Source organism: Pigmentiphaga sp. CHJ604 (assembly GCF_036972535.1).
Lineage (GTDB): Bacteria > Pseudomonadota > Gammaproteobacteria > Burkholderiales > Burkholderiaceae_B > Pigmentiphaga > Pigmentiphaga daeguensis.
Genome location: NZ_CP136998.1, coordinates 2,236,609 through 2,256,070, shown reverse-complemented (window position 1 = coordinate 2,256,070; position 19,462 = coordinate 2,236,609). Strand labels below are relative to the sequence as shown.

The window sequence follows — 19,462 nt, the reverse complement described above, 5'->3', positions numbered from 1 at the left end:
GTCCTGCCTATTCTTGGGCTCGCACAGGGCGGGCATTACTTCCAGATGTTCCAGGGCGTCTGCATCCAGACCGCCACCACGAGCAGCCAGACCAGCGTCAGCGGGATGAAGACCTTCCAGCCCAGGCGCATGATCTGGTCGTAGCGGTAGCGCGGGAAAGACGCACGGAACCAGATGAACAACGAGACCACGAAGAACGTCTTGACCGCCAGCCAGATCCAGCCCGGCACCCAGGTCAGCGGCGCCACGTCGACCGGAGGCAGCCAGCCGCCCAGGAACATGATCGAGGCCAGCGCGGACAACAGGATCATGTTGGCGTATTCGCCCAGGAAGAACAGGGCGAAGGTCATGCCCGAATATTCCACCATGTGGCCGGCGACGATTTCCGACTCGCCCTCGACCACGTCGAACGGGTGGCGGTTGGTTTCCGCCACGGCGGAAATGACGTAGATCACGAACAGCGGCAGCAGCGGCAGCCAGTTCCACGACAGGAAGGTCAGCCCCATGCCGGCGAAGCGTCCGTCGGCCTGCTTGAGCACGATCTCGCTCATGTTCAGGCTGCCGGACACCAGCAGCACCGTCACCAGCACGAAACCGATGGCCAGCTCATAGGACACCATCTGCGCCGAGGCGCGCAGCGCGCCCAGGAAGGCGTACTTCGAGTTCGAGGCCCAGCCGGCGATGATCACGCCGTAGACCCCCAGCGAGGTGATCGCCATGATGTAGAGCAGGCCGGCATTGACGTTGGCCAGCACGACCTCGGGACCGAACGGCACCACCGCCCAGGCGGCCAGCGCCGGCATCAGCACCACCGCGGGCGCCACGATGTAGAGCACCTTGTTGGCGTTGCTGGGAACGATCACTTCCTTGGTCAGCAGCTTCAGCACGTCGGCGAACGGCTGCAGCAGCCCCTTCGGGCCCACGCGGTTGGGGCCGAGGCGGATGTGCATCCAGCCGATCATCTTGCGTTCCCAGTACGTGAGATAGGCCACGCACAGGATGATGGGCACCGCGATGCAGACGATCTTGACGATGTTCCACACCACCGACCAGGCTGCCGGGCCGATCAGCTCCGTTCCATGAGCCTGAATGACGTCGATCCACTGCATCAGGCACGCTCCACGCTGAGTTGTTCGAATGCGCCGCCGAGCGCGAAGGTCGAGGCATGGGCGGCGGCGATGCGCACGGCGCCGGCGGGCACTGCGTCATCCACGGAAAGAAAGAGTTCGACCGAGCCGGTCGCCGACTTCACGCGCACGCGGTCGCCGTCGGCCAGGCCCAGGCCGGCCACGGTGGCCGCGTTAGCGCGGGCTTCGGGCACGTCGGCGGCCGGGGTGGCCTGAAGCGCTCCGGCGCGGCGCACGATGGCGTCGCTGAAGAACACCGGCACGTCGGCCACGCGCTGCAGGCCCTGGACCGACTCGCCCACGCCAGGCTTGGCGCCGATGGCGTTCGACAGGCGCGGCGCGATCTCGCCGGCCAGCACCGTGTCGCGCACGGATTCGGAAGTCTCGTCGTCGAAGCCCGGCAGTTCCAGCGCATTGCCCAGCACGCGCAGCACCTTCCAGCCCGGGCGCGTCTGGCCCAGCGGGCGGACCGTGCCCTTGAAGCTCTGCGCCCTGCCCTCGGCATTGACGAAGGTGCCCGAGGTTTCGGTGAACGGCGCGATGGGCAGCATCACATGGGCCCAGTCCTCAGCCGCGGAACGGAACGAGGTCAGCGCGACGTTGAATTGCGCGGCGCGCAGCGCACGCAGCGCGGCCACGCCGTCGGCCGCGTCCAGCGCCGGCTCGGCATGCACGACGATATGGGCCTTGAGCGGCTCGGCGAACATCTGCGCCGCGGTCTTGCCGCCGCGCACCGGCACGGCTTCGGCCAGGTAGCCGCCCACCGTGTTGCCGCCCTCGGTGGTGAAGCCCAGGCGGGCGCCGGTGGCCTGCGCGATCAGTTGCGCGTTGGCCGCCAGCGTCGAGGCCTGCGGATGCTGTACCGCCAGGTTGCCCAGCAGCACGGCGGTGTTTTCGCCGGAAGCCAGCAGCTCGGCGATGCGGCGAGCCGCTTCGCCCGGCTGCACGCCGGCCAGTTCGGGCGCGACGGCCGCTTCCTTGGCCTGGGCCAGCGCCACGGCGATCTCCGCCAGCACCGACGGCAGCGCCGCCGGCGCGACCGTGACGCGCCCGGCCACGGGCATCAGCGGATCGTCGGCCGCCACGTCGACCAGGATGACCTGCGTGCCGGCCTTGGCGGCCTGGCGCAGGCGCTGGGCCAGCAGCGGGTGGTCCTTGCGCAGGAACGAGCCGACCACCAGCACGCGGTCCAGCGTGGCGATGTCGGCCAGGGCCATGCCCAGCCACGGGGCGCCGCTGCGCGCGGCGTCGAAACCCGCGTCGGTCTGGCGCAGGCGGAAATCGATGTTGTCGGAACCCAGGGCACGCACCAGGCGCGCCAGCAGGGCGAATTCCTCGGTCGTGGCGTATTGCGCCGCCAGCGCGCCGATCTGGCCGGCGCCGTAGCTGTTCTTGACCGATTGCAACCCGGCCGCCACGGCGTCCAGCGCCTCGGCCCACTCGACCTCCTTCCACAGTCCGTCGGTGCCGCGCACCATCGGGACGGACAGGCGGTCCTCGCTGTTCAGGCCTTCGTACGAGAAGCGGTCGCGGTCGCTGATCCAGCACTCGTTGACGGCTTCGTTCTCGAACGGCACCACGCGCATGACGCGGTCGTTCTTGACCTGGACGATCAGGTTGGCGCCGATGCTGTCATGCGGGCTGACCGACTTGCGGCGGGCCAGCTCCCAGGTCCGGGCGCTGTAGCGGAACGGCTTGGACGTAAGCGCGCCGACCGGGCAGATGTCGATCATGTTGCCCGACAGTTCGGACTCGACCGCGCGGCCCACGAAGGTGGTGATCTCGGAATGCTCGCCACGGTTGATCATGCCGAGCTCCATGACGCCGGCGATCTCCTGGCCGAAGCGCACGCAGCGGGTGCACTGGATGCAGCGGGCCATTTCCTCGGCCGACACCAGCGGGCCCAGGTTCTTGTGGAACACGACGCGCTTTTCCTCGCTGTAGCGCGAGGAAGAGCCGCCGTAGCCCACGGCCAGGTCCTGCAGCTGGCACTCGCCGCCCTGGTCGCAGATCGGGCAATCCAGCGGGTGGTTGATCAGCAGGAACTCCATCACGCCCTTCTGGGCGTTGACGGCCTTCTCGGAAGCGGTATGGACCACCATGCCGTTGCTGACCGGCGTGGCACAGGCGGGCAGCGGCTTGGGAGCCTTCTCGACGTCGACCAGACACATGCGGCAGTTCGCCGCGATCGACAGCTTCTTGTGATAGCAGAAATGCGGCACGTAAAGGCCGACCTTCTGGGCGGCATGCATGATCATGCTGCCCTCGGCCACCTCCACTGTCTTGCCGTCGATCGTAATTTCAACCATCTTATTTCCGTTTGCCCCGTCATCGGGCGGGGCGTGTGCGTTTCGGTAAATACTTGCTTTGCGCGCGGACCGGCGGCTACAGGTACTCGGGCACCAGGCAGTGCTTGTGCTCGATGTGGTACATGAACTCGTCGCGGTAGTGCTTCAGGAAGCCCCGCACCGGCATGGCCGCGGCATCGCCCAGCGCGCAGATCGTGCGGCCCATGATGTTGCCGGCCACCGAATCGAGCAGGTCCAGGTCCTCCGGGCGGCCCTTGCCGCTCTCGATGCGATGGACCACGCGGTACAGCCAGCCCGTGCCTTCGCGGCACGGCGTGCACTGGCCGCAGCTTTCCTCGAAATAGAAGTACGACAGGCGCAGCAGCGACTTCACCATGCAGCGCGTCTCGTCCATCACGATGACCGCGCCCGAGCCCAGCATCGACCCGGCCTTGGCGATCGAGTCGTAGTCCATCGTGCAGTCCATCATGATGTCGGCGGGCACCACCGGAGCGCTGGAGCCGCCGGGGATCACCGCCTTGAGCTTGCGGCCCCCCCGCACGCCGCCGGCCAGTTCCAGCAGCTTGGAGAACGGCGTGCCCATCGGCACCTCGAAGTTGCCCGGGTACTCGACGTCGCCCGAGACCGAGAACAGCTTGGTGCCGCCATTGTTGGGCTTGCCCACCTGCAGGTAGGCGTCGCCGCCGTTGCGGATGATCCAGGGCACCGCGGCGAAGGTCTCGGTGTTGTTGATCGTGGTCGGCTTGCCATACAGGCCGAAGCTGGCCGGGAACGGCGGCTTGAAGCGCGGCTGGCCCTTCTTGCCTTCCAGCGATTCGAGCAGCGCGGTTTCCTCGCCGCAGATGTAGGCGCCGTAGCCGTGGTGGGCATGCAGCTGGAAGCTGAAGCTCGAGCCGAGGATGTTGTTGCCCAGGAATCCGGCGGCGCGCGCCTCTTCCAGCGCTTCCTCGAAACGCTCGTACACCTCGAAGATCTCGCCGTGGATGTAGTTGTAGCCCACGGTGATGCCCATCGCGTAGGCGGCGATGGCCATGCCCTCGATCACGATGTGCGGGTTGTAGCGCAGGATGTCGCGATCCTTGAACGTGCCCGGCTCGCCTTCGTCGGAATTGCAGACCAGGTACTTCTGGCCCGGGAAGGTGCGCGGCATGAAGCTCCACTTCAGGCCGGTCGGAAAGCCCGCGCCGCCACGGCCGCGCAGTCCCGAGGACTTGACCTCGGCGATGACCTGCTCGGGCGTCATGCCGGTGGACAGGATCTTGCGCAGGGCCTCGTAGCCGCCGCGCGCGACGTAGTCGTTCAGGCGCCAGTTGCCGCCGTCCAGCCCCGCCATGATCTGCGGGTCGATGTGGCGGTTGTGGAACGCCGTGCTGATGACCGGTTCGGCCACGCTCATTTTGCACCTCCGGCATTCGCCTCGGCCTTCAACTCATCGACGAGCGCGTCGAGCTTGGCCTCGGACATCTGAATGCACATACGCTTGTTGTTCACCAGCAGCACGGGCGCGTCGCCGCAGGCTCCCATGCATTCGCCCTCGATCAGCGTGAACACGCCGTCCGGGGTCGTTTCCCGATAATCGATACCCAGCTTCTGCTTCAGGTGATGCCCGGCCTTCTCTCCGTCGCGCAGGGCACAGGGCAGGTTGGTGCAGACCGAAATCTTGTACCGGCCCACGGGCTTGAGGTTGTACATGTTGTAGAAGGTCGCGACCTCCTGCACGGCGATGGGCGGCATGCCCAGGACGTTCGCGACTTCTTCCATCACCTCTTGCGACAGCCAGCCCTTCTCGTCCTGCGCGATGGCCAGCGCCGCCATCACGGCGGACTGTTTCTGTTCGGCCGGGTACTTGGAGACTTCGCGGTCGATCTTCTTGAGGGCCTGTTCGGAAAGCTGCATGGTGGTATCCGGTTGGGACGCGGTCATGGGTTCAGCGGTCGATCTCGCCGAACACGATGTCCTGCGTGCCGATAATCGTGACGGCGTCGGCGATCATATGGCCGCGCGCCATCTCGTCCAGCGATTGCAAGTGGGCAAAGCCCGGGGCGCGGATCTTCAGGCGGTACGGCTTGTTCGCGCCGTCGGACACCAGGTAGATGCCGAACTCGCCCTTGGGGTGCTCGACCGCGGCATAGGCCTCGCCCGGGGGCACGTGGAAACCTTCGGTGAAGAGCTTGAAATGGTGGATCAGCTCTTCCATGCTGGTCTTCATCTCGGCGCGGCTGGGCGGAGCGACCTTGTGGTTGCTCGTCATGACCGGGCCGGGATTGTTGCGCAGCCATTCCACGCACTGCTTGATGATGCGGTTGCTCTGGCGCATTTCCTCGATGCGGACGAGGTAGCGGTCGTAGCAGTCGCCGTTCACGCCCACCGGCACGTCGAAGTCGACCAGGTCGTAGACCTCGTAGGGCTGCATCTTGCGCAGGTCCCACTCGATGCCCGAGCCGCGCAGCATGGGGCCGGTGAAGCCCAGCGCCTTGGCGCGCTCGGGGCTGACGATGCCGACGTCGACCAGGCGCTGTTTCCAGATCCGGTTGTCGGTCAGCAGGGTCTCGTATTCGTCGACGTAGGCCGGGAAGCGATTGGTGAAGGACTCGATGAAGTCGAGCAGCGAACCCGAACGGTCCTCGTTCAGGGCCTTCATTTCCTTTTCGCTGCGCAGCTTGCTGGGGCGGTACTGCGGCATGCGCTCGGGCAGGTCGCGATAGACGCCGCCCGGGCGGTAGTAGGCCGCGTGCATACGGGCCCCCGAGACCGCTTCATAGCAGTCCATCAGGTCCTCGCGCTCGCGGAAGGCGTACAGGAACACCGCCATCGCGCCCACGTCCAGGGCGTGCGAACCCAGGGACATCAGGTGATTCAGGATACGGGTGATCTCGTCGAACATCACCCGGATGTATTGCGCCCGCAGCGGCACTTCCACGCCCAGCATCTTCTCGATCGCCATGACGTAGGCGTGCTCGTTGCACATCATGGACACGTAGTCGAGACGGTCCATGTAGGGCAAGGCCTGCAGGAAGGTCTTGTGCTCGGCCAGCTTTTCCGTGGCCCGGTGCAGCAGCCCGATATGGGGGTCGGCGCGCTGGATGACTTCGCCGTCCAGTTCCAGCACCAGCCGCAGCACGCCGTGCGCGGCCGGGTGCTGGGGACCGAAGTTGAGGGTGTAGTTCTTGATCTCTGCCATGATTAGCGCCCTGCTCCGTAACCGTCTTCGCGGATGACCCGAGGCGTGACCTCGCGCGGCTCGATGGTGACGGGCTGGTAGATGACCCGTTTCTGCTCGGGGTCGAAACGCATCTCGACGTTGCCCGACAGCGGGAAGTCCTTGCGGAAGGGATGGCCGATGAAGCCGTAGTCGGTCAGGATGCGGCGCAGGTCGGGATGCCCCTCGAACAGCACGCCGAAGAAATCGAAGGCCTCGCGCTCGTACCAGTTGACGCCGGGCCAGACGTCCACCAGGGAAGGCACGACCGGCATGTCGTCGTCGGCCGCGCAGGTGCGCACGCGCAGGCGCCAGTTGTGCGTGATCGACAACAGGTGCAGCACCACGGCGAAGCGTCCGGTCTCGCGGACCTCGTTGCCGTAGGTGGAATAGTCCATGCCGCACAGGTCGATGCAGCTCTCGAAGCGCAGCCCGGCATCGTCGCGCAGCGTCCGGCACACTTCCACGTACCGGTCCACCGGCACTTCGAGCGTCAGCTCGCCCAGGGCGAGTGTCAGGCGGATATCTTCGCCCAAGGCGCTGAGCAGATTCTGGCGCAGGGTTTCAAGCTTGGTCATGAGCGCTCGGATCAAAAGACGGCACCGGACGGGCCTGGGCCGGTCCGGTCGGGAAAATGGAAGTGGAGAGTGCGCACACCGGCATCGAGGTCAACGCGCGATGGTATTGGTGCGGCGGATCTTGTTCTGCAGTTGCAGCAAGCCGTACACCAGCGCTTCGGCGGTAGGGGGGCAGCCCGGGACGTAGACGTCGACCGGCACGATGCGATCGCAGCCGCGCACCACCGAATAGGAATAGTGGTAGTACCCGCCGCCGTTGGCGCACGAGCCCATGGAGACCACCCAGCGCGGCTCGGGCATCTGGTCGTAGACCTTGCGCAAGGCCGGCGCCATCTTGTTGCACAGCGTGCCGGCCACGATCATCAGGTCCGACTGGCGCGGGCTGGGCCGGAAGATGATGCCGAAGCGGTCGAGGTCGTAGCGCGCCGCGCCCGCGTGCATCATTTCGACCGCGCAACAGGCCAGGCCGAAGGTCATGGGCCACAGCGACCCTGTCTTCGCCCAGTTGATGACCTTGTCGGCGGTCGTGGTGATGAAGCCTTCGTTGAGAATTCCGTCGATAGCCATGAATGAAACCCGGTGTGTCCTTCGGCGTGCTGCTGGGATCACTCCCAGTCGAGCGCGCCCTTTTTCCATTCGTAGATGAAGCCGATCACGAGAACGGCCAGAAATACCGCCACGGTCCCGAAACCCAGCAGGCCTACCTGCTCATTGGCCATGGCCCACGGAAACAGAAACGCGATCTCGAGGTCGAACAGGATGAACAGGATGGCGACGAGGTAGTAGCGCACGTCGAACTTCATGCGCGCGTCCTCGAAGGCCTCGAAGCCGCATTCGTACGGAGAGAGCTTTTCGCTGTCCGGCCGGTTCGGGCCGATCACGGAGCCAAGGAACATCAGCGCGAAACCGATGACGCTGCCCACGATGATGAACAGCAGGACAGGAAGGTAACTCTCGATATTCATCAGGTAACCTGTTCGAGTCACGCCACGGGCCTGAGGATGCCCGAGGCGTCATTTGCAAAATCGGCAGGATGCGGACCAGACTTCCTTGCGGCGGGCATGCCGAATGCCGCCTGTTGCCGCCCCGTCCGGAGCCGGCGCCATTCTAGACCACCTGCGTGTGCTTACATGCAAGGATGTATGTTTTTGCGCGGACCGCTGCGTTGTGAAACCAGCGCGCATGGCGCAAAACCAAAACTGTCTTACCGGCTACTGCGGTAACTGTCGGACACGCATGTTTCATACCCACGCTCGTCCGACCGAAAGTATAGCGCAAACCCTGAGTCAACCGAAACGCCGCCCTACCCCTGCGCCCCAGGAAAAACCGCGTGCGGCAAGGCTTACGACACCCTGAACGCATTGACGGTTGCGTCGACCGTGCGAACGGTTTCCCGCAGGCTGGCTGCCTGTGCCGCCATGGCGCCCGCCGCCTGCCGGTAATGGCCAGCCATGCCGGCCACGTCGCCCACGCGGCTCGCGACCCCGTCATTCAGCGACGACTGCTCGCGCAGCGCCTGCCCGATGGCGGCGACCACCCGTGCCGCCCGTTCCGAGCCCGAGTGCAGTTCGCCCATGAAACGGCCCGCCTCCTCGGCGCTGGCCTGTCCCACCGCCACCGCCTCCACCACTTCCCGCATCAACTCGGCGGCAGCCATCGTTTCATCGGCGATACGTTCCACGGTCTGGCCGATCTGCAGGCTGGAGGCCGCGCTTTTCTCGGCCAGCGTCCTGACCTGCTCGGCCACGACCGCGAAACCCCGGCCGTCCTCGCCCGCCCGCGCCGCCTCGATCGCCGCGTTCAGGGACAGCAGCTTGGTCTGCCCCGCGATGTCGGAGATCAGGCGAGCCACGTGGCGGATCGACTCGCCATGACGGCCCAGCGCATCCAGGGCTCGCGACGCCGCCGCCATCCGGCCTGCGATCGCGTCCATCCGGCCGCCTGCCGTCCCGATCAGCTCGCCGCCGCGCTGCGCCAGGCCACAGGCATCGCGGGACAGGCCGATCGCCTCCTCGACCGACGCCGCGACTTGCGCCATGCTGGCGGCCACCGCCTGCATGGATCCGGCCATGCGTTCCGCGGCGTCGTTCTGGCGGGCGGCCCCCGCGGCCACGTCGGCCGCGCCGGCGGACACCTCGTCCCCGGCCGCGTTCATGGTGGCCGACAAACCCTGCATCGCCGCCAGCGACGTACGCATGCGCGCCACCAGCCGGTCCAGCGCGCGCGCCATGTCCGCCACCTCGTCATTGCCGCGCACATCCGCGCGGGGGCGGAAATCCAGGTCGTCAGCGATCGATGCCAGGCGCGCGCGCATGCCGTCGATCGCGCCCACGATGGCGCGCCCCGCGCGCCAGGCGCCGGCCAGCATCAACAGGATGGCCGCGAGTCCCACGCCTGCGATCAGGCTTGCCAGGCCCCGGCTGGCCTGCCGCAGTTGCGCCGCCCTCTCGGCCGCTGCCTGCGCGCCGGCCTCCGCCAGGGCCTGCATGGCCTGCTGCGCCTGCACGTAGTAAGACTCCTGCGCCGAGTAGGCGGCCAGGTATTTCAGGAGCAGGAAGCGCTGTCGCTCCTCGCTGTCCACCTCCACCAGTTGCTTGAGCAGATCGGTAAGCGGTTTTTCCTTTTCTGCCCAAGCATGGAACGCCGCATCGAAGGTGCGCAGCGACTCGGCCTCGGCATCGGTGGCGGGCGCTTCGGACAGGGCGGCCCGCGCGGCTTCCATCGCTGCCCAGGTGCGGCCCTTCGACTGCAGCATGCGCTCCCATTCGTTGCGCGCCTCGATGGAATACTCGTCTGCCCACTGCAGCGGCTCCAGGCTGTGGCGGGCGATCTGCACCTGCCCTTCCCTCAGCGCGCCCAGCGCCACCAGCACCGGCACCCGCCGCTGCGCGTAGTCGTCCACCGCCGCGCTCAGGCGCAACAGCCCCACCACCGAGCAACCGGCTACGACCGCGATCGCCACGATGCCGGCGGCCCCCAAGGCGAACAATTTGCTGCGTATCTTCATGACGTCCTGATGAAAATCCTAGGCCACAAACGGCAACGGCGGGGTTCCGGAGAACCCCGCCGTTGCGCGTCATTCCGTTTATCGGCCCGGACCGGACGGCGCTTTAGCAGCGTTACATCAATGACGGTTCGGTGACAGCGCCGCCTTCACTCGTAGCGCCGCACCAGCCCCGCCACATCGCCCATGAAGACCTCCGGCTCGTGCTCCCGAACCTGTTCGTACAGCCCCGAGCAGAACGCCGAGACCGGCGTCCGCGCATCGAACTCGGCCGCCATGCGCTGCGAAATACCGATGTCCTTGGCCATCAGCTCGACCGCCGTGCGCGTGGGCTGGAAACGGCCGGCGGCCATCGCCGGCCCGAAGATCTGCAAGGGCTGCGAATCCGCGAAACCGCCCGCCAGCGCCGGCGCCAGGCGCTCGACGTCCACGCCGGCGCGCCGCGCGAGGCCGTAGGTCTCGGCGATCGTGAGCACGTTCACCGCGACGATCATCTGGTTGCATATCTTGGTGGTCTGGCCCGCACCGGCCGGTCCCATATGGGTCACGCGCGAAGTCAGCGGCGCCAGGAACGGCCCCGCCTTCTCGAGATCCGTGGCCTCGCCGCCGACGAAGCAGATCAGCGTGCCGCCCTCGGCGCCCGGCACGCCGCCCGACACGGGCGCATCCAGCCAGGACGCGCCCGTCCGGTCGCGCAGGCGGCGGCCGAAATCGCGCGCCTGCCCGGGCTCTATGGTCGAGAAATCGATCACCACCTTCCCCGTGCCCTGCCGGCCGGCACTGGCCAGGCCATCCGGGCCGAACGCCACCGACTCGACCGCGGCCCCGTCCTTGACGCAGATCCCCACCACGTCCGCCGCCTGCAGCACCTGCGCGGGCGTGCCTGCCAGATTCGCGCCGGCCGCGACCAGCTCGGCCGCCCTGCCGGCATTGCGGTTCCACACGGTGAGCGCATGGCCCGCCGCAAGCAGGCGCCGCGCCATGGGCAGCCCCATGTTGCCGAGTCCGAGGAAGCCGAAATGACGGGATGTACTCATGAAACGCTGCTCCAGTCCGAGGGGCGGCCCGCGCCGCATGCGAGGGATGATAGCCGTCCGCCGGCGGGCACGCTTCCTGCGCAAGCACAGCGACGAGCAAGCAAGGAGCGTCCCCATGAAATATCGCCTGAAAAAACTGTCGGACCAGGTCGTCGTCATTACCGGCGCCAGCAGCGGGATCGGCCTGGCCACGGCCCGCGAGGCCGCGCGGCGCGGCGCCCGCCTGGTACTGGCCTGCCGCGACCAGGAGCGCCTGGACACGCTGGTCGAGGAACTGCGTGCTGACGGCGGCCAGGCCATTGCCGTGCAGATGGACGTCGGCAAGCGTGAAGACCACGAACGGTTGCTGCAGGCGGCGCTGGAAGCCCATGGCACCGTGGATACCTGGATCAACAACGCCGGCGTTTCGATCTTCGGCAGGATCGAGGACGTGCCGGTCGAAGACCAGCGCAAACTCTTCGACACGAATTACTGGGGCGTGGTCTACGGCTCCATCGTGGCCGTGGGACATCTGCGCGAACATGGCGGCGCCCTGATCAACGTGGGCAGCGAAGTGTCGGACCGCGCCGTGCCGCTGCAAGGCGCGTATTCCGCCTCCAAGCACGCGGTCAAGGGCTTCACCGATGCGCTGCGCATGGAGCTGGAAAACGAAGGCGCGCCCGTCTCGGTCACGCTGATCAAGCCGGCATCCATCGCGACGGGCTTCACCGCCCATGCCCGCAATTACATGGACGTCGAACCGCGCCTGCCGCCCCCGGTCTACGCTCCCGAGGTAGCGGCCCGCGCCATCCTGTACGCCGCAGAGCATCCGCGCCGCGACCTTTACGTAGGCAGCGCCGCCAAGGCGATCGGACAATTCGGGCAGCGCATGCCCGGCCTGGCCGACCGCATGGGGAGTTGGCTGATCAAGCACCAGCGCACCGGCATCCCATCCCGCTCGCGAGACGATGGGCTGGAATCCCCGGGCCGGGACGATACTCCCGCCTATCCCCAACGCGGGCGGCGCCATAGCGCCTATACGCACATGGCGACCCGTGGCCGCGCGCCCATGCTGGCCGCCTGCGCGGTGGTACTGGTGGGTGCCGTGCTGGGAGTTGCCCACGCCCGGCGGTCCTGAACCCTGCCTACGCCGGAGGCTTCGGCTACGCCCGTGCGCGCGCCAGCCGGCCCGCCTGCCTGAGCGCGGAGACGATGGTGTCGTAGGCCTGCTTGCGAGCGCTCTCATCGGGCGCACGCAACGCATACGAAGGATGGTAGGTGGGCACGATCAACCGCCCTTCCCATTCCAGCACGTCGCCCAGCTTGTCGCGCAGGCCCGCGCGATAGTCATGCAACACCGACTTGAGCGCCGTCGCGCCCAGCGCCACCACGACGCGCGGATCCACGGCCTCGTACTCCTTCTCCAGCCAATAGCGGCAAGCCTCGATTTCGCGCTGTCCAGGGGTCTTGTGCATGCGCCGCTTGCCGCGCTGCGCCCACTTGAAATGCTTGACCGCGTTGGTCACGAATACCTCGTCCCGGTCCACCCCCGCCTCGGCCAGGGCCGCATCCAGCAACGCACCGGCGGGCCCCACGAAGGGCCGGCCCGCCAGGTCTTCCTTGTCGCCCGGCTGCTCGCCCACCATCATGATGGGCGCATGGCGCGGGCCTTCGCCGCCGACCCCTTGCGTGGCGTCGTGCCACAGCCGGCAACGCCGGCAGGCTTCCAGCGTGGCCGGATGCTGGTCCGGCACCACCAGCACCTCGGGCAAATCGGCTTCGGCATGCGTGCTCATCGTCTGCTCCCGGGTCGTCAGCTCGACCGGCGCAAGTCCCATGCCCAGCACGGCAAGGATGGGTTGTTGACGAATTCATAGCCAAGTGGTTATTCTTAATTCATAACCATATGGTTATTTATTAACCCATGACCACCTCTCAAGACCTGCTCTTCAGGACCCTTGCCGATCCCACCCGGCGCGCCCTTTTCGAACACCTGTGCCACCACGGCGAACAGACCGTTGCGGCGCTGACCGCCCAGGCCGGCGTCTCGCAGCCGGCCGTATCGAAGCACCTGCGTCTGCTGAAACAGGCCGGCCTCGTACTCGATCGCCATGAGGGACGCCAGACGCACTACAGCGCCCGGCGCCGCGCGCTCGTTCCGCTGCTCGACTGGACCAGCCAGATGGCCGGGTTCTGGGAACAGCGATTCGATGATCTTGAAAACCTACTCAACAGGATGGACCAATGAGCGATACTCCGACCGAAACCCGCTCCGTCGTCGTCGAGCGCGAATTCCCCCACCCGCCGGACCGGCTCTGGCGCGCGTTGACCCAGCCGCACCTGATCGAGGAATGGCTGATGAAGAATGACTTCCACCCCGCCGTGGGCCACCGCTTCAAGCTCCAGGGCGAATGGGGCGGCACGCTGGATTGCGAGGTACTGGTCGTCGAGCCGGACAAGGCGCTGTCCTATACCTGGAACTTCACGCACGCCGATCCAGCCTTCGATTTGCGCAGCGTCGTTACCTTCACGCTCACGCCCACCGGCACGGGTACCCGCCTACGCATGGAACAGGCCGGCTTCCGCCCCGACCAGAAGCAGGCATACGGCGGCGCCAGGGCCGGATGGCCGCAGTTCTTCGAGAAACTGCAACAGGTATTGGAGAAATCGGCTTGAAGCCAAGGGCGCGGTCAAATGGAACTCGCACGATGGCCAGTCCAGCCAGGCCCAGTTAGCCGACCGGGTGGCACAGGCCAGCCAGCTGCCGGGGAGCGGCTGTAGGCGAACATCCCGTGACGGCAAGAAAGGCTCCCACGCTTGCCGCTACGCGGCGGCGCTGCCCCCCGAGGGGGCGCTTTTTTGCCTTGGGGCGGCCCGGCGGCAAAAAATGCCCCCACGCTTGCCGCTACGCGGCGGCGCTGCCCCCCGAGGGGGCGCTTTTTTGCCTTGGGGCGGCCCGGCGGCAAAAAAACCCGCACATCTCGTAAGGAATGTGCGGGTTTTTGATATGCCAGGGATGGCCTGGAAAAATCCTGGTGCCGTCGGCGAGACTCGAACTCGCACAGCTTTCGCCACTACCCCCTCAAGATAGCGTGTCTACCAATTTCACCACGACGGCTTGCGTGAGCCCGCTAGTATATAACATTTGCGGGCCCCTCAGAGAAACTGCCTTAGTTTTTCTGCGCGGGTGCCTCGGGCTGCGCGGGCGCGGCCGGCGGGGTAGCGGGCACGGACGGGACCGACGCGTCGGGCGCGGCCGGAGCCGGTGCGGGCGTACTGCCGGGAACGGCGGGCACCGACAGGTCGCTGGGATGGTTCTCCATCACACCGCCCTGCGAGGCGGCGGGGGCCGGACGACCCAGGTAGGCCAGCGCGGCGGTGGAAATGAAGAAGACGACCGCCGCCCACTTGGTGGTGCGCGACAGGAAGTTGGCCGCGCCGGCGGCACCGAACAGGCTGCCGGCGGAGCCGCCGCCGAAGGCGGAGCCCATGTCGGCGCCCTTGCCCTGTTGCAGCAGGACCAGGACGATGATCGTCAGGGCGGAAATGACCTGCACGATCAGCAGGACGGTAAGCATTACGGACATTCAAGCACTCCGGGTTGTCGCGCCCGCCTCGGCGATGCGCAGGAAGTCTTCGGCCACCAGCGAGGCGCCGCCTATCAGGCCGCCATCGATGTCGGGCATGGCGAACAGCTCGGCCGCGTTGGCCGCCTTGACGCTGCCGCCGTACAGCACGCGCACGCCGGCGCAGTCGACGCCCCGCAGCGCGGCCCGGATGGCGGCATGCACTTCCTGGGCCTGTTCGGGGCTGGCGGTCTTGCCGGTGCCGATCGCCCAGACTGGCTCGTAGGCGATGACCATGGCGGCCACGGCTTCGCGGCCCAGGGCCAGCACGGGCTCGAGCTGTTCGTCGATGACGGCCAGGGTGCGGCCGGCTTCGCGCTCGGCCAGGGTCTCGCCCACGCACACGACGGGAGTCAGGCCGGCGGCCAGCGCGGCCTTGGCCTTGTCCGCCACCAGCCGGCTGGTTTCGCCATGCAGGCTGCGCCGCTCGGAATGGCCCGCCAGCACGTAGCGGCAACCGAATTCGGACAGCATGGCGCCGGAAACCTCGCCGGTATAGGCACCCTGCTGGTGGACGCTGATGTCCTGGGCGCCCCAGGCGATATCGGAGTCGGTCAGCGCGGATTCGGCCTGGGCCAGGTAGGGAAACGGCACGCAGACGCCGACGTCGCAGGCGGCGGCGCCGGAGGACTGGTTCCAGCCGCTGCGTATGGCCGAGAGCAGCTGGCCGTTGGCGGCCAGGCTGCCGTGCATCTTCCAGTTGCCGAGCACCAGGCGGCGGATATTCTGTTTAGTTGCCATCGACAAGAATCGAAAAATGCCCGCGTGGACAAAAATATGCGGGCAAAACCTCGATTGTATCGGCTCCAGCGCACCGCTGCAGCCAATGTCGTAAAAAATGCCGGGCGTGCGAAGCGCGTAGGGGCTAAACCGTCAGCACGATCTTGCCGACATGCTCGCCCGACTCCATCATGGCATGGGCCTTGTCCGCCTCGCGCAGCGGGAAGGTGGCATAGACCACGGGCTTCAGCCGCCCGGACTCGAACAGCGGCCAGACGTTCTGGCGCAGCGCGGCGGCGACCTCGCCCTTGAACTGGGCCGAGCGCGGGCGCAGCGTGGAGCCGGTGATGGTCAGGCGCCGGCTCAGCACGCGGGCAAAGTCGATCTCGCCCTTCGCGCCGCCCAGCAGCGCGATCAGCACGATGCGGCCGTCCTCGGCCAGGCAATGGATGTCACGGGCGACGTAGTCGCCGGCCACCATGTCCAGGATCACGTCCACGCCCCGGCCGTCGGTCAGGCGCTTGATTTCCTGCACGAAATCCTGGGTGCGGTAGTTGATCCCGGCGGTCGCGCCGAGTTTCTCGACGGCGGCGACGCGCTCGTCGCTGCCCACCGTGGCATACACCGGATGGCCCAGGGCCTTGGCCAGTTGCACGGCCGTGGTGCCGATGCCGCTCGCGCCGCCGTGCACCAGCAGCGATTCCTGCCCCGACAGCCGGCCGCGCATGAAGACGTTGCTCCATACGGTGAAGTAGGTCTCGGGCAGGCCGGCGGCCTCGACCATGCTCAGCCCCTTGGGCACGGGCAGGCACTGGGTGGCCGGCACGGTGCAGTATTCGGCGTAGCCACCGCCATTGACCAGCGCGCAGACCGCGTCGCCCACGGCGAAACCGGAGGCGCCCTCGCCCAGCGCGGCCACGGTGCCGGCCACTTCCAGCCCGGGCAGGTCGGAGGCGCCCGGAGGCGGTGGGTAGGTGCCGCGGCGCTGCGCCACGTCGGGCCGGTTGACGCCGGCGGCGGCAACCTGGATCAGGATTTCGCCGGCGCCGGGCACTGGCGTGGGGCGCTCGGCGGCTTGCAGGACTTCGGGCCCGCCGGGGCGGGAGATTTCGATGGCGATCATGGCGCGGCTTCCCGTTTTCTGGTCTGAAGGCGGTCATCATATACGGCTATGCCACCCCTACTCCTATCAGGGTCTTGGGGCCCGCGAAGCGGCATGCGTCCTCCGTGGAGCCACCATAGCCAAGTCGAATACCGGCGACGGATAAATTCATTCTCTTTTCGGTAAAGGATTGCCTAGACTTGCACCGGTCAGTATTCCGCCCGCATCCCCTCCGGGCGCATCCCCACCAGAGAGTAGACATGAGCACACAAGCCAAAGTCGTCGAAGGCAAGGCCACTCCCCGCGGCAAGTATCCCCACATCAAGCGCGCCGGCGATTTCCTGTTCGTCTCGGGCACCAGTTCGCGCCGTTCCGACAATTCGCTGGCCGGCGTGGAAGTGGACGCCATGGGCACGACCAAGTTCGACATCCGCGCCCAGACCCGCGCGGTACTGGAAAACATCCGCGACATCCTGGGCACCGCCGGGGCCTCGCTGTCCGACGTCGTCGAGATCGGCACCTTCCTGGTCGACATGAGCGACTTCGGTGGCTACAACGAGGTCTACGGCGAATTCTTCGACTACGACGGCCCGGCCCGCACCACGGTGGCCGTGCACCAGTTGCCCCACCCGCACCTGCGCATCGAGATCAAGGCGGTCGCCTACAAGCCGCTCTGATCCCGCCACGACAACACCAGACATCAAGCCCATCATGAAAATCGACATGCACGCACACCACTTCCCGCGCATCACACGGGAAGAAGCCGCCGCCCTGAACGCCGAGCGCGCCCCCTGGCTGCGCGTGGACGAAGGCGGCAAGACCGGCCAGATCATGCGCGCCGACAAGCCCTTCCGCCCCGTCTACGACGCGCTGTGGGACCCGCAGGCGCGGCTGGCCGAGATGGACGCCCAGGGCGTGGACATCCAGATCACCTGCGCTACGCCCATCATGTTCGGCTACGAGTTCACGCCCGAGAAGGTCCTGCCCTGGGCCCAGCGCATGAACGACCTGGCGCTGGAATTCTGTGCCGCCGCGCCCAAGCGCCTGGTCGCGCTGGCGCAGGTGCCGCTGCAGGACATCGACGCCGCCTGCCGCGAAGCCTCGCGTGCCAAGGCCACGGGCCACCACGGCGTGCAGATCGGCAACCACCTGGGCGACCGCGACCTCGATGACGAGGGCCTGGTCACGTTCCTGCAGCACTGCGCAAACGAAGGCATCCCGCTGCTGGTGCATCCGTGGGACATGATGGGCGGCAACCGCATGAAGCAATGGATGCTGCCCTGGCTCGTGGCCATGCCCGCCGAAACGCAGCTGGGCATCCTGTCGCTGATCCTGTCGGGCGCCTTCGAGCGCATCCCCGAATCGCTGAAGATCTGCTTCGCCCACGGCGGCGGCTCGTTCGCCTTCATGCTGGGCCGCGTGGACAACGCCTGGAAGCATCGCGACATCATCCGCAAGGACTGCCCGCGCCTGCCCTCGGAATACGTCAAGCGCTTCTACGTCGACTCGGCCGTGTTCGATCCGGGCGCGCTACGCCTGCTGGCCGACGTGATGGGCACCGACCGCATCATGCTGGGCTCGGACTATCCCTTCCCGCTGGGCGAACAGTCCATCGGCAAGCTGGTGGCCGAACAGCCCGGCTTCAGCGACGCCGACAAGCGCGCGATCTACGCCGACAACGCGGTCGAATTCTTCGGCCTGCAAGCCCTGGTACGCTGACCTCTTCCCACCCCCACAAGGAAATGCCATGAGTTTCGTCACTGCGTTGCGGCGCACATCGGTCGCTATGGCCGCTGGCCTGACCCTGGCCGGCGCGAGTACGCATAGCGCCCATGCCGAATACCCCGAGCGGCCGATCCGCCTGATCGTCCCCTCGCCCCCGGGCGACGGATCGGACGTCCTTGCCCGCAACGTAGGCAAGGCCATGGGCGAAGTGTTGGGTCAGAGCCTGGTGATCGAAAACAAGCCAGGCGCGGGCGGCAGCATCGCCTCGGACACCACCGCCAAGGCGGCCGCCGACGGTTATACGGTGCTGCTGGGCAACGCCAGTACCCACGCCGTCACGCCGGGGCTCTATAGCAAGCTGCCCTATGATTCCGAAAAAGCCTTCAGCACCGTCTCGTTGCTGGCCAGCGCGCCCAATGTGCTGGTCGTCAACCCCGCGCTGCCGGTCAAGAACATCGGCGAGTTCATTGCCTACGCTAAGGCCAACCCCGGCAAGCTCAACGTCGGGTCGGGCGGCAATGGTAGCCTGTCGCACCTCTCGGCCATTCTCTTCAACTCCATGGCCGGCATAGATATCCCGCACGTACCCTACAAAGGCGCGGCGCCTGCCGTCACCGCCGTCATGGGTGGGGAAATCTCGGCGCTGATGATCAACATCCCGACCGTGTCGCAGCAAATCCAGGCCGGCAAGCTGCGGGCGCTGGCGGTCAGCAGCCTGGAGCGCTCACCGGCGTTGCCCGACGTGCCGACGCTGAACGAGTCGGGGCTCAAGGGCTACAACACCGAAGCCTGGTTCGGCCTGTTCGTGCCGGCCGGAACCCCGGCCCCGGCCATCGCCAAACTGCAATCGGCCGCCGCCGCGGCGCTCAAGAACGAAGCGGTGCTGACCAACATCCGCAACATGGGCGCGGTGCCCAAGGACCTGAAAGGTCAAGCCTTCGCCGATTTCGTCAAGGCCGAAGCCACCAAATACCGGGCCATCATCAAGCAGGCCGACGTACGGATTGACTAGCCGGAGGAGGGCTTCGTCATCCATCCAGGCCGCGGCTGCTGAGC

General features: G+C 66.9%; 20 protein-coding genes and 1 tRNA gene. 6 read left to right on the top strand and 15 right to left on the bottom strand.

The genetic code is table 11. The annotated features are described in order from the left end of the window. Positions 1–35 precede the first annotated feature (35 nt). The 10 genes from nuoH to R4823_RS10840 all read right to left on the bottom strand — a co-directional run bounded on the left by nuoH (position 36) and on the right by R4823_RS10840 (position 11,254). Positions 36–1,109, bottom strand: a complete 1,074-nt coding sequence (nuoH, locus tag R4823_RS10885) for an NADH-quinone oxidoreductase subunit NuoH (RefSeq protein ID WP_132980008.1) — start codon at positions 1,107–1,109, stop codon at positions 36–38. Continuing rightward, a complete protein-coding gene (gene nuoG / locus R4823_RS10880) occupies positions 1,109–3,436 on the bottom strand; it encodes an NADH-quinone oxidoreductase subunit NuoG (RefSeq protein WP_338618620.1) in 2,328 nt (775 codons plus the stop codon). The genes nuoH and nuoG overlap by 1 nt, the downstream gene beginning before the upstream one ends. A gap of 76 nt (positions 3,437–3,512) precedes the next feature. Next, positions 3,513–4,832 (bottom strand): NADH-quinone oxidoreductase subunit NuoF, encoded by a 1,320-nt coding sequence (gene nuoF / locus R4823_RS10875; protein ID WP_132980006.1) that lies wholly within the window; start codon positions 4,830–4,832, stop codon positions 3,513–3,515. Further along, positions 4,829–5,332, bottom strand: a complete 504-nt coding sequence (gene nuoE / locus R4823_RS10870) for an NADH-quinone oxidoreductase subunit NuoE (protein ID WP_338618618.1) — start codon at positions 5,330–5,332, stop codon at positions 4,829–4,831. Before nuoE ends, nuoF begins: the two co-directional genes overlap by 4 nt. Before the next feature lie 31 nt (positions 5,333–5,363). Beyond that, positions 5,364–6,617 (bottom strand): NADH-quinone oxidoreductase subunit D, encoded by a 1,254-nt coding sequence (locus R4823_RS10865; RefSeq protein ID WP_132980004.1) that lies wholly within the window; start codon positions 6,615–6,617, stop codon positions 5,364–5,366. A 2-nt stretch (positions 6,618–6,619) separates the two neighbouring features. Then, positions 6,620–7,213, bottom strand: a complete 594-nt coding sequence (locus R4823_RS10860) for an NADH-quinone oxidoreductase subunit C (protein WP_132980003.1) — start codon at positions 7,211–7,213, stop codon at positions 6,620–6,622. A 90-nt stretch (positions 7,214–7,303) separates the two neighbouring features. Beyond that, the gene (locus R4823_RS10855; RefSeq protein WP_087779235.1) at positions 7,304–7,780 is read right to left on the bottom strand and encodes an NADH-quinone oxidoreductase subunit B; all 477 of its coding nucleotides are present in this window, start codon (positions 7,778–7,780) and stop codon (positions 7,304–7,306) included. A 38-nt stretch (positions 7,781–7,818) separates the two neighbouring features. Further along, positions 7,819–8,178, bottom strand: a complete 360-nt coding sequence (locus R4823_RS10850) for an NADH-quinone oxidoreductase subunit A (protein ID WP_087839409.1) — start codon at positions 8,176–8,178, stop codon at positions 7,819–7,821. A gap of 377 nt (positions 8,179–8,555) precedes the next feature. After that, entirely contained in the window at positions 8,556–10,220 is a 1,665-nt protein-coding gene (locus tag R4823_RS10845) for a methyl-accepting chemotaxis protein (RefSeq protein WP_338618614.1), read from the bottom strand. 146 nt (positions 10,221–10,366) lie between these two features. Further along, positions 10,367–11,254: an NAD(P)-dependent oxidoreductase gene (locus R4823_RS10840; RefSeq protein WP_338618612.1), complete on the bottom strand. Its 888-nt coding sequence runs from the start codon at positions 11,252–11,254 to the stop codon at positions 10,367–10,369. 115 nt (positions 11,255–11,369) lie between these two features. Here R4823_RS10840 and R4823_RS10835 point away from each other — a divergent pair, with 115 nt between their 5' ends. Beyond that, complete coding sequence (locus R4823_RS10835; RefSeq protein WP_338618611.1) at positions 11,370–12,371, top strand: SDR family oxidoreductase; 1,002 nt, start codon at positions 11,370–11,372, stop codon at positions 12,369–12,371. Positions 12,372–12,396: 25 nt separating this feature from the next. On the opposite strand, the gene R4823_RS10830 is transcribed toward R4823_RS10835, so the two are convergent. After that, positions 12,397–13,029: a UdgX family uracil-DNA binding protein gene (locus R4823_RS10830; RefSeq protein WP_338618610.1), complete on the bottom strand. Its 633-nt coding sequence runs from the start codon at positions 13,027–13,029 to the stop codon at positions 12,397–12,399. Between the two features lie 128 nt (positions 13,030–13,157). Between R4823_RS10830 and R4823_RS10825 the strand changes: the two genes are divergently transcribed. After that, positions 13,158–13,481, top strand: coding sequence for a metalloregulator ArsR/SmtB family transcription factor (locus tag R4823_RS10825; RefSeq protein WP_132979997.1), 324 nt, complete (start codon positions 13,158–13,160; stop codon positions 13,479–13,481). Further along, positions 13,478–13,909, top strand: a complete 432-nt coding sequence (locus tag R4823_RS10820) for an SRPBCC domain-containing protein (protein ID WP_087839405.1) — start codon at positions 13,478–13,480, stop codon at positions 13,907–13,909. Before R4823_RS10825 ends, R4823_RS10820 begins: the two co-directional genes overlap by 4 nt. 357 nt (positions 13,910–14,266) lie before the next feature. On the opposite strand, the gene R4823_RS10815 is transcribed toward R4823_RS10820, so the two are convergent. The 4 genes from R4823_RS10815 to R4823_RS10800 all read right to left on the bottom strand — a co-directional run bounded on the left by R4823_RS10815 (position 14,267) and on the right by R4823_RS10800 (position 16,702). Beyond that, positions 14,267–14,351, bottom strand: a tRNA-Leu gene (locus R4823_RS10815). A gap of 52 nt (positions 14,352–14,403) precedes the next feature. Continuing rightward, positions 14,404–14,820 (bottom strand): preprotein translocase subunit SecG, encoded by a 417-nt coding sequence (gene secG, locus R4823_RS10810; protein WP_087839404.1) that lies wholly within the window; start codon positions 14,818–14,820, stop codon positions 14,404–14,406. Then, the gene (gene tpiA / locus R4823_RS10805) at positions 14,821–15,600 is read right to left on the bottom strand and encodes a triose-phosphate isomerase (RefSeq protein ID WP_338618608.1); all 780 of its coding nucleotides are present in this window, start codon (positions 15,598–15,600) and stop codon (positions 14,821–14,823) included. 124 nt (positions 15,601–15,724) lie between these two features. Then, on the bottom strand, positions 15,725–16,702 hold the full coding sequence (locus tag R4823_RS10800; RefSeq protein WP_087839402.1) for an NAD(P)H-quinone oxidoreductase: 978 nt from the start codon (positions 16,700–16,702) through the stop codon (positions 15,725–15,727). 239 nt (positions 16,703–16,941) lie between these two features. Between R4823_RS10800 and R4823_RS10795 the strand changes: the two genes are divergently transcribed. The 3 genes from R4823_RS10795 to R4823_RS10785 are packed head-to-tail and all read left to right on the top strand — an operon-like array spanning position 16,942 to position 19,418. Further along, a complete protein-coding gene (locus R4823_RS10795; protein ID WP_087839401.1) occupies positions 16,942–17,358 on the top strand; it encodes a RidA family protein in 417 nt (138 codons plus the stop codon). Between the two features lie 46 nt (positions 17,359–17,404). Next, positions 17,405–18,400, top strand: a complete 996-nt coding sequence (locus R4823_RS10790) for an amidohydrolase family protein (protein ID WP_338618607.1) — start codon at positions 17,405–17,407, stop codon at positions 18,398–18,400. Between the two features lie 28 nt (positions 18,401–18,428). Next, positions 18,429–19,418, top strand: a complete 990-nt coding sequence (locus tag R4823_RS10785; RefSeq protein WP_338618605.1) for a tripartite tricarboxylate transporter substrate binding protein — start codon at positions 18,429–18,431, stop codon at positions 19,416–19,418. Positions 19,419–19,462: the final 44 nt, after the last annotated feature.

What these genes read in the sequence shown, in the direction of transcription:
- R4823_RS10800 (WP_087839402.1), bottom strand. Translation starts at nt 16,702, where the DNA reads ATGATCGCCATCGAAATCTCCCGCCCCGGCGGGCCCGAAGTCCTGCAA.
- nuoE (WP_338618618.1), bottom strand. Translation starts at nt 5,332, where the DNA reads ATGCAGCTTTCCGAACAGGCCCTCAAGAAGATCGACCGCGAAGTCTCC.
- R4823_RS10830 (WP_338618610.1), bottom strand. Translation starts at nt 13,029, where the DNA reads ATGAGCACGCATGCCGAAGCCGATTTGCCCGAGGTGCTGGTGGTGCCG.
- R4823_RS10865 (WP_132980004.1), bottom strand. Translation starts at nt 6,617, where the DNA reads ATGGCAGAGATCAAGAACTACACCCTCAACTTCGGTCCCCAGCACCCG.
- R4823_RS10850 (WP_087839409.1), bottom strand. Translation starts at nt 8,178, where the DNA reads ATGAATATCGAGAGTTACCTTCCTGTCCTGCTGTTCATCATCGTGGGC.
- R4823_RS10860 (WP_132980003.1), bottom strand. Translation starts at nt 7,213, where the DNA reads ATGACCAAGCTTGAAACCCTGCGCCAGAATCTGCTCAGCGCCTTGGGC.
- tpiA (WP_338618608.1), bottom strand. Translation starts at nt 15,600, where the DNA reads ATGGCAACTAAACAGAATATCCGCCGCCTGGTGCTCGGCAACTGGAAG.
- R4823_RS10825 (WP_132979997.1), top strand. Translation starts at nt 13,158, where the DNA reads ATGACCACCTCTCAAGACCTGCTCTTCAGGACCCTTGCCGATCCCACC.
- R4823_RS10820 (WP_087839405.1), top strand. Translation starts at nt 13,478, where the DNA reads ATGAGCGATACTCCGACCGAAACCCGCTCCGTCGTCGTCGAGCGCGAA.
- R4823_RS10795 (WP_087839401.1), top strand. Translation starts at nt 16,942, where the DNA reads ATGAGCACACAAGCCAAAGTCGTCGAAGGCAAGGCCACTCCCCGCGGC.
- nuoF (WP_132980006.1), bottom strand. Translation starts at nt 4,832, where the DNA reads ATGAGCGTGGCCGAACCGGTCATCAGCACGGCGTTCCACAACCGCCAC.
- R4823_RS10785 (WP_338618605.1), top strand. Translation starts at nt 18,429, where the DNA reads ATGAGTTTCGTCACTGCGTTGCGGCGCACATCGGTCGCTATGGCCGCT.
- nuoH (WP_132980008.1), bottom strand. Translation starts at nt 1,109, where the DNA reads ATGCAGTGGATCGACGTCATTCAGGCTCATGGAACGGAGCTGATCGGC.
- R4823_RS10790 (WP_338618607.1), top strand. Translation starts at nt 17,405, where the DNA reads ATGCACGCACACCACTTCCCGCGCATCACACGGGAAGAAGCCGCCGCC.
- R4823_RS10855 (WP_087779235.1), bottom strand. Translation starts at nt 7,780, where the DNA reads ATGGCTATCGACGGAATTCTCAACGAAGGCTTCATCACCACGACCGCC.
- nuoG (WP_338618620.1), bottom strand. Translation starts at nt 3,436, where the DNA reads ATGGTTGAAATTACGATCGACGGCAAGACAGTGGAGGTGGCCGAGGGC.
- R4823_RS10840 (WP_338618612.1), bottom strand. Translation starts at nt 11,254, where the DNA reads ATGAGTACATCCCGTCATTTCGGCTTCCTCGGACTCGGCAACATGGGG.
- secG (WP_087839404.1), bottom strand. Translation starts at nt 14,820, where the DNA reads ATGTCCGTAATGCTTACCGTCCTGCTGATCGTGCAGGTCATTTCCGCC.
- R4823_RS10845 (WP_338618614.1), bottom strand. Translation starts at nt 10,220, where the DNA reads ATGAAGATACGCAGCAAATTGTTCGCCTTGGGGGCCGCCGGCATCGTG.
- R4823_RS10835 (WP_338618611.1), top strand. Translation starts at nt 11,370, where the DNA reads ATGAAATATCGCCTGAAAAAACTGTCGGACCAGGTCGTCGTCATTACC.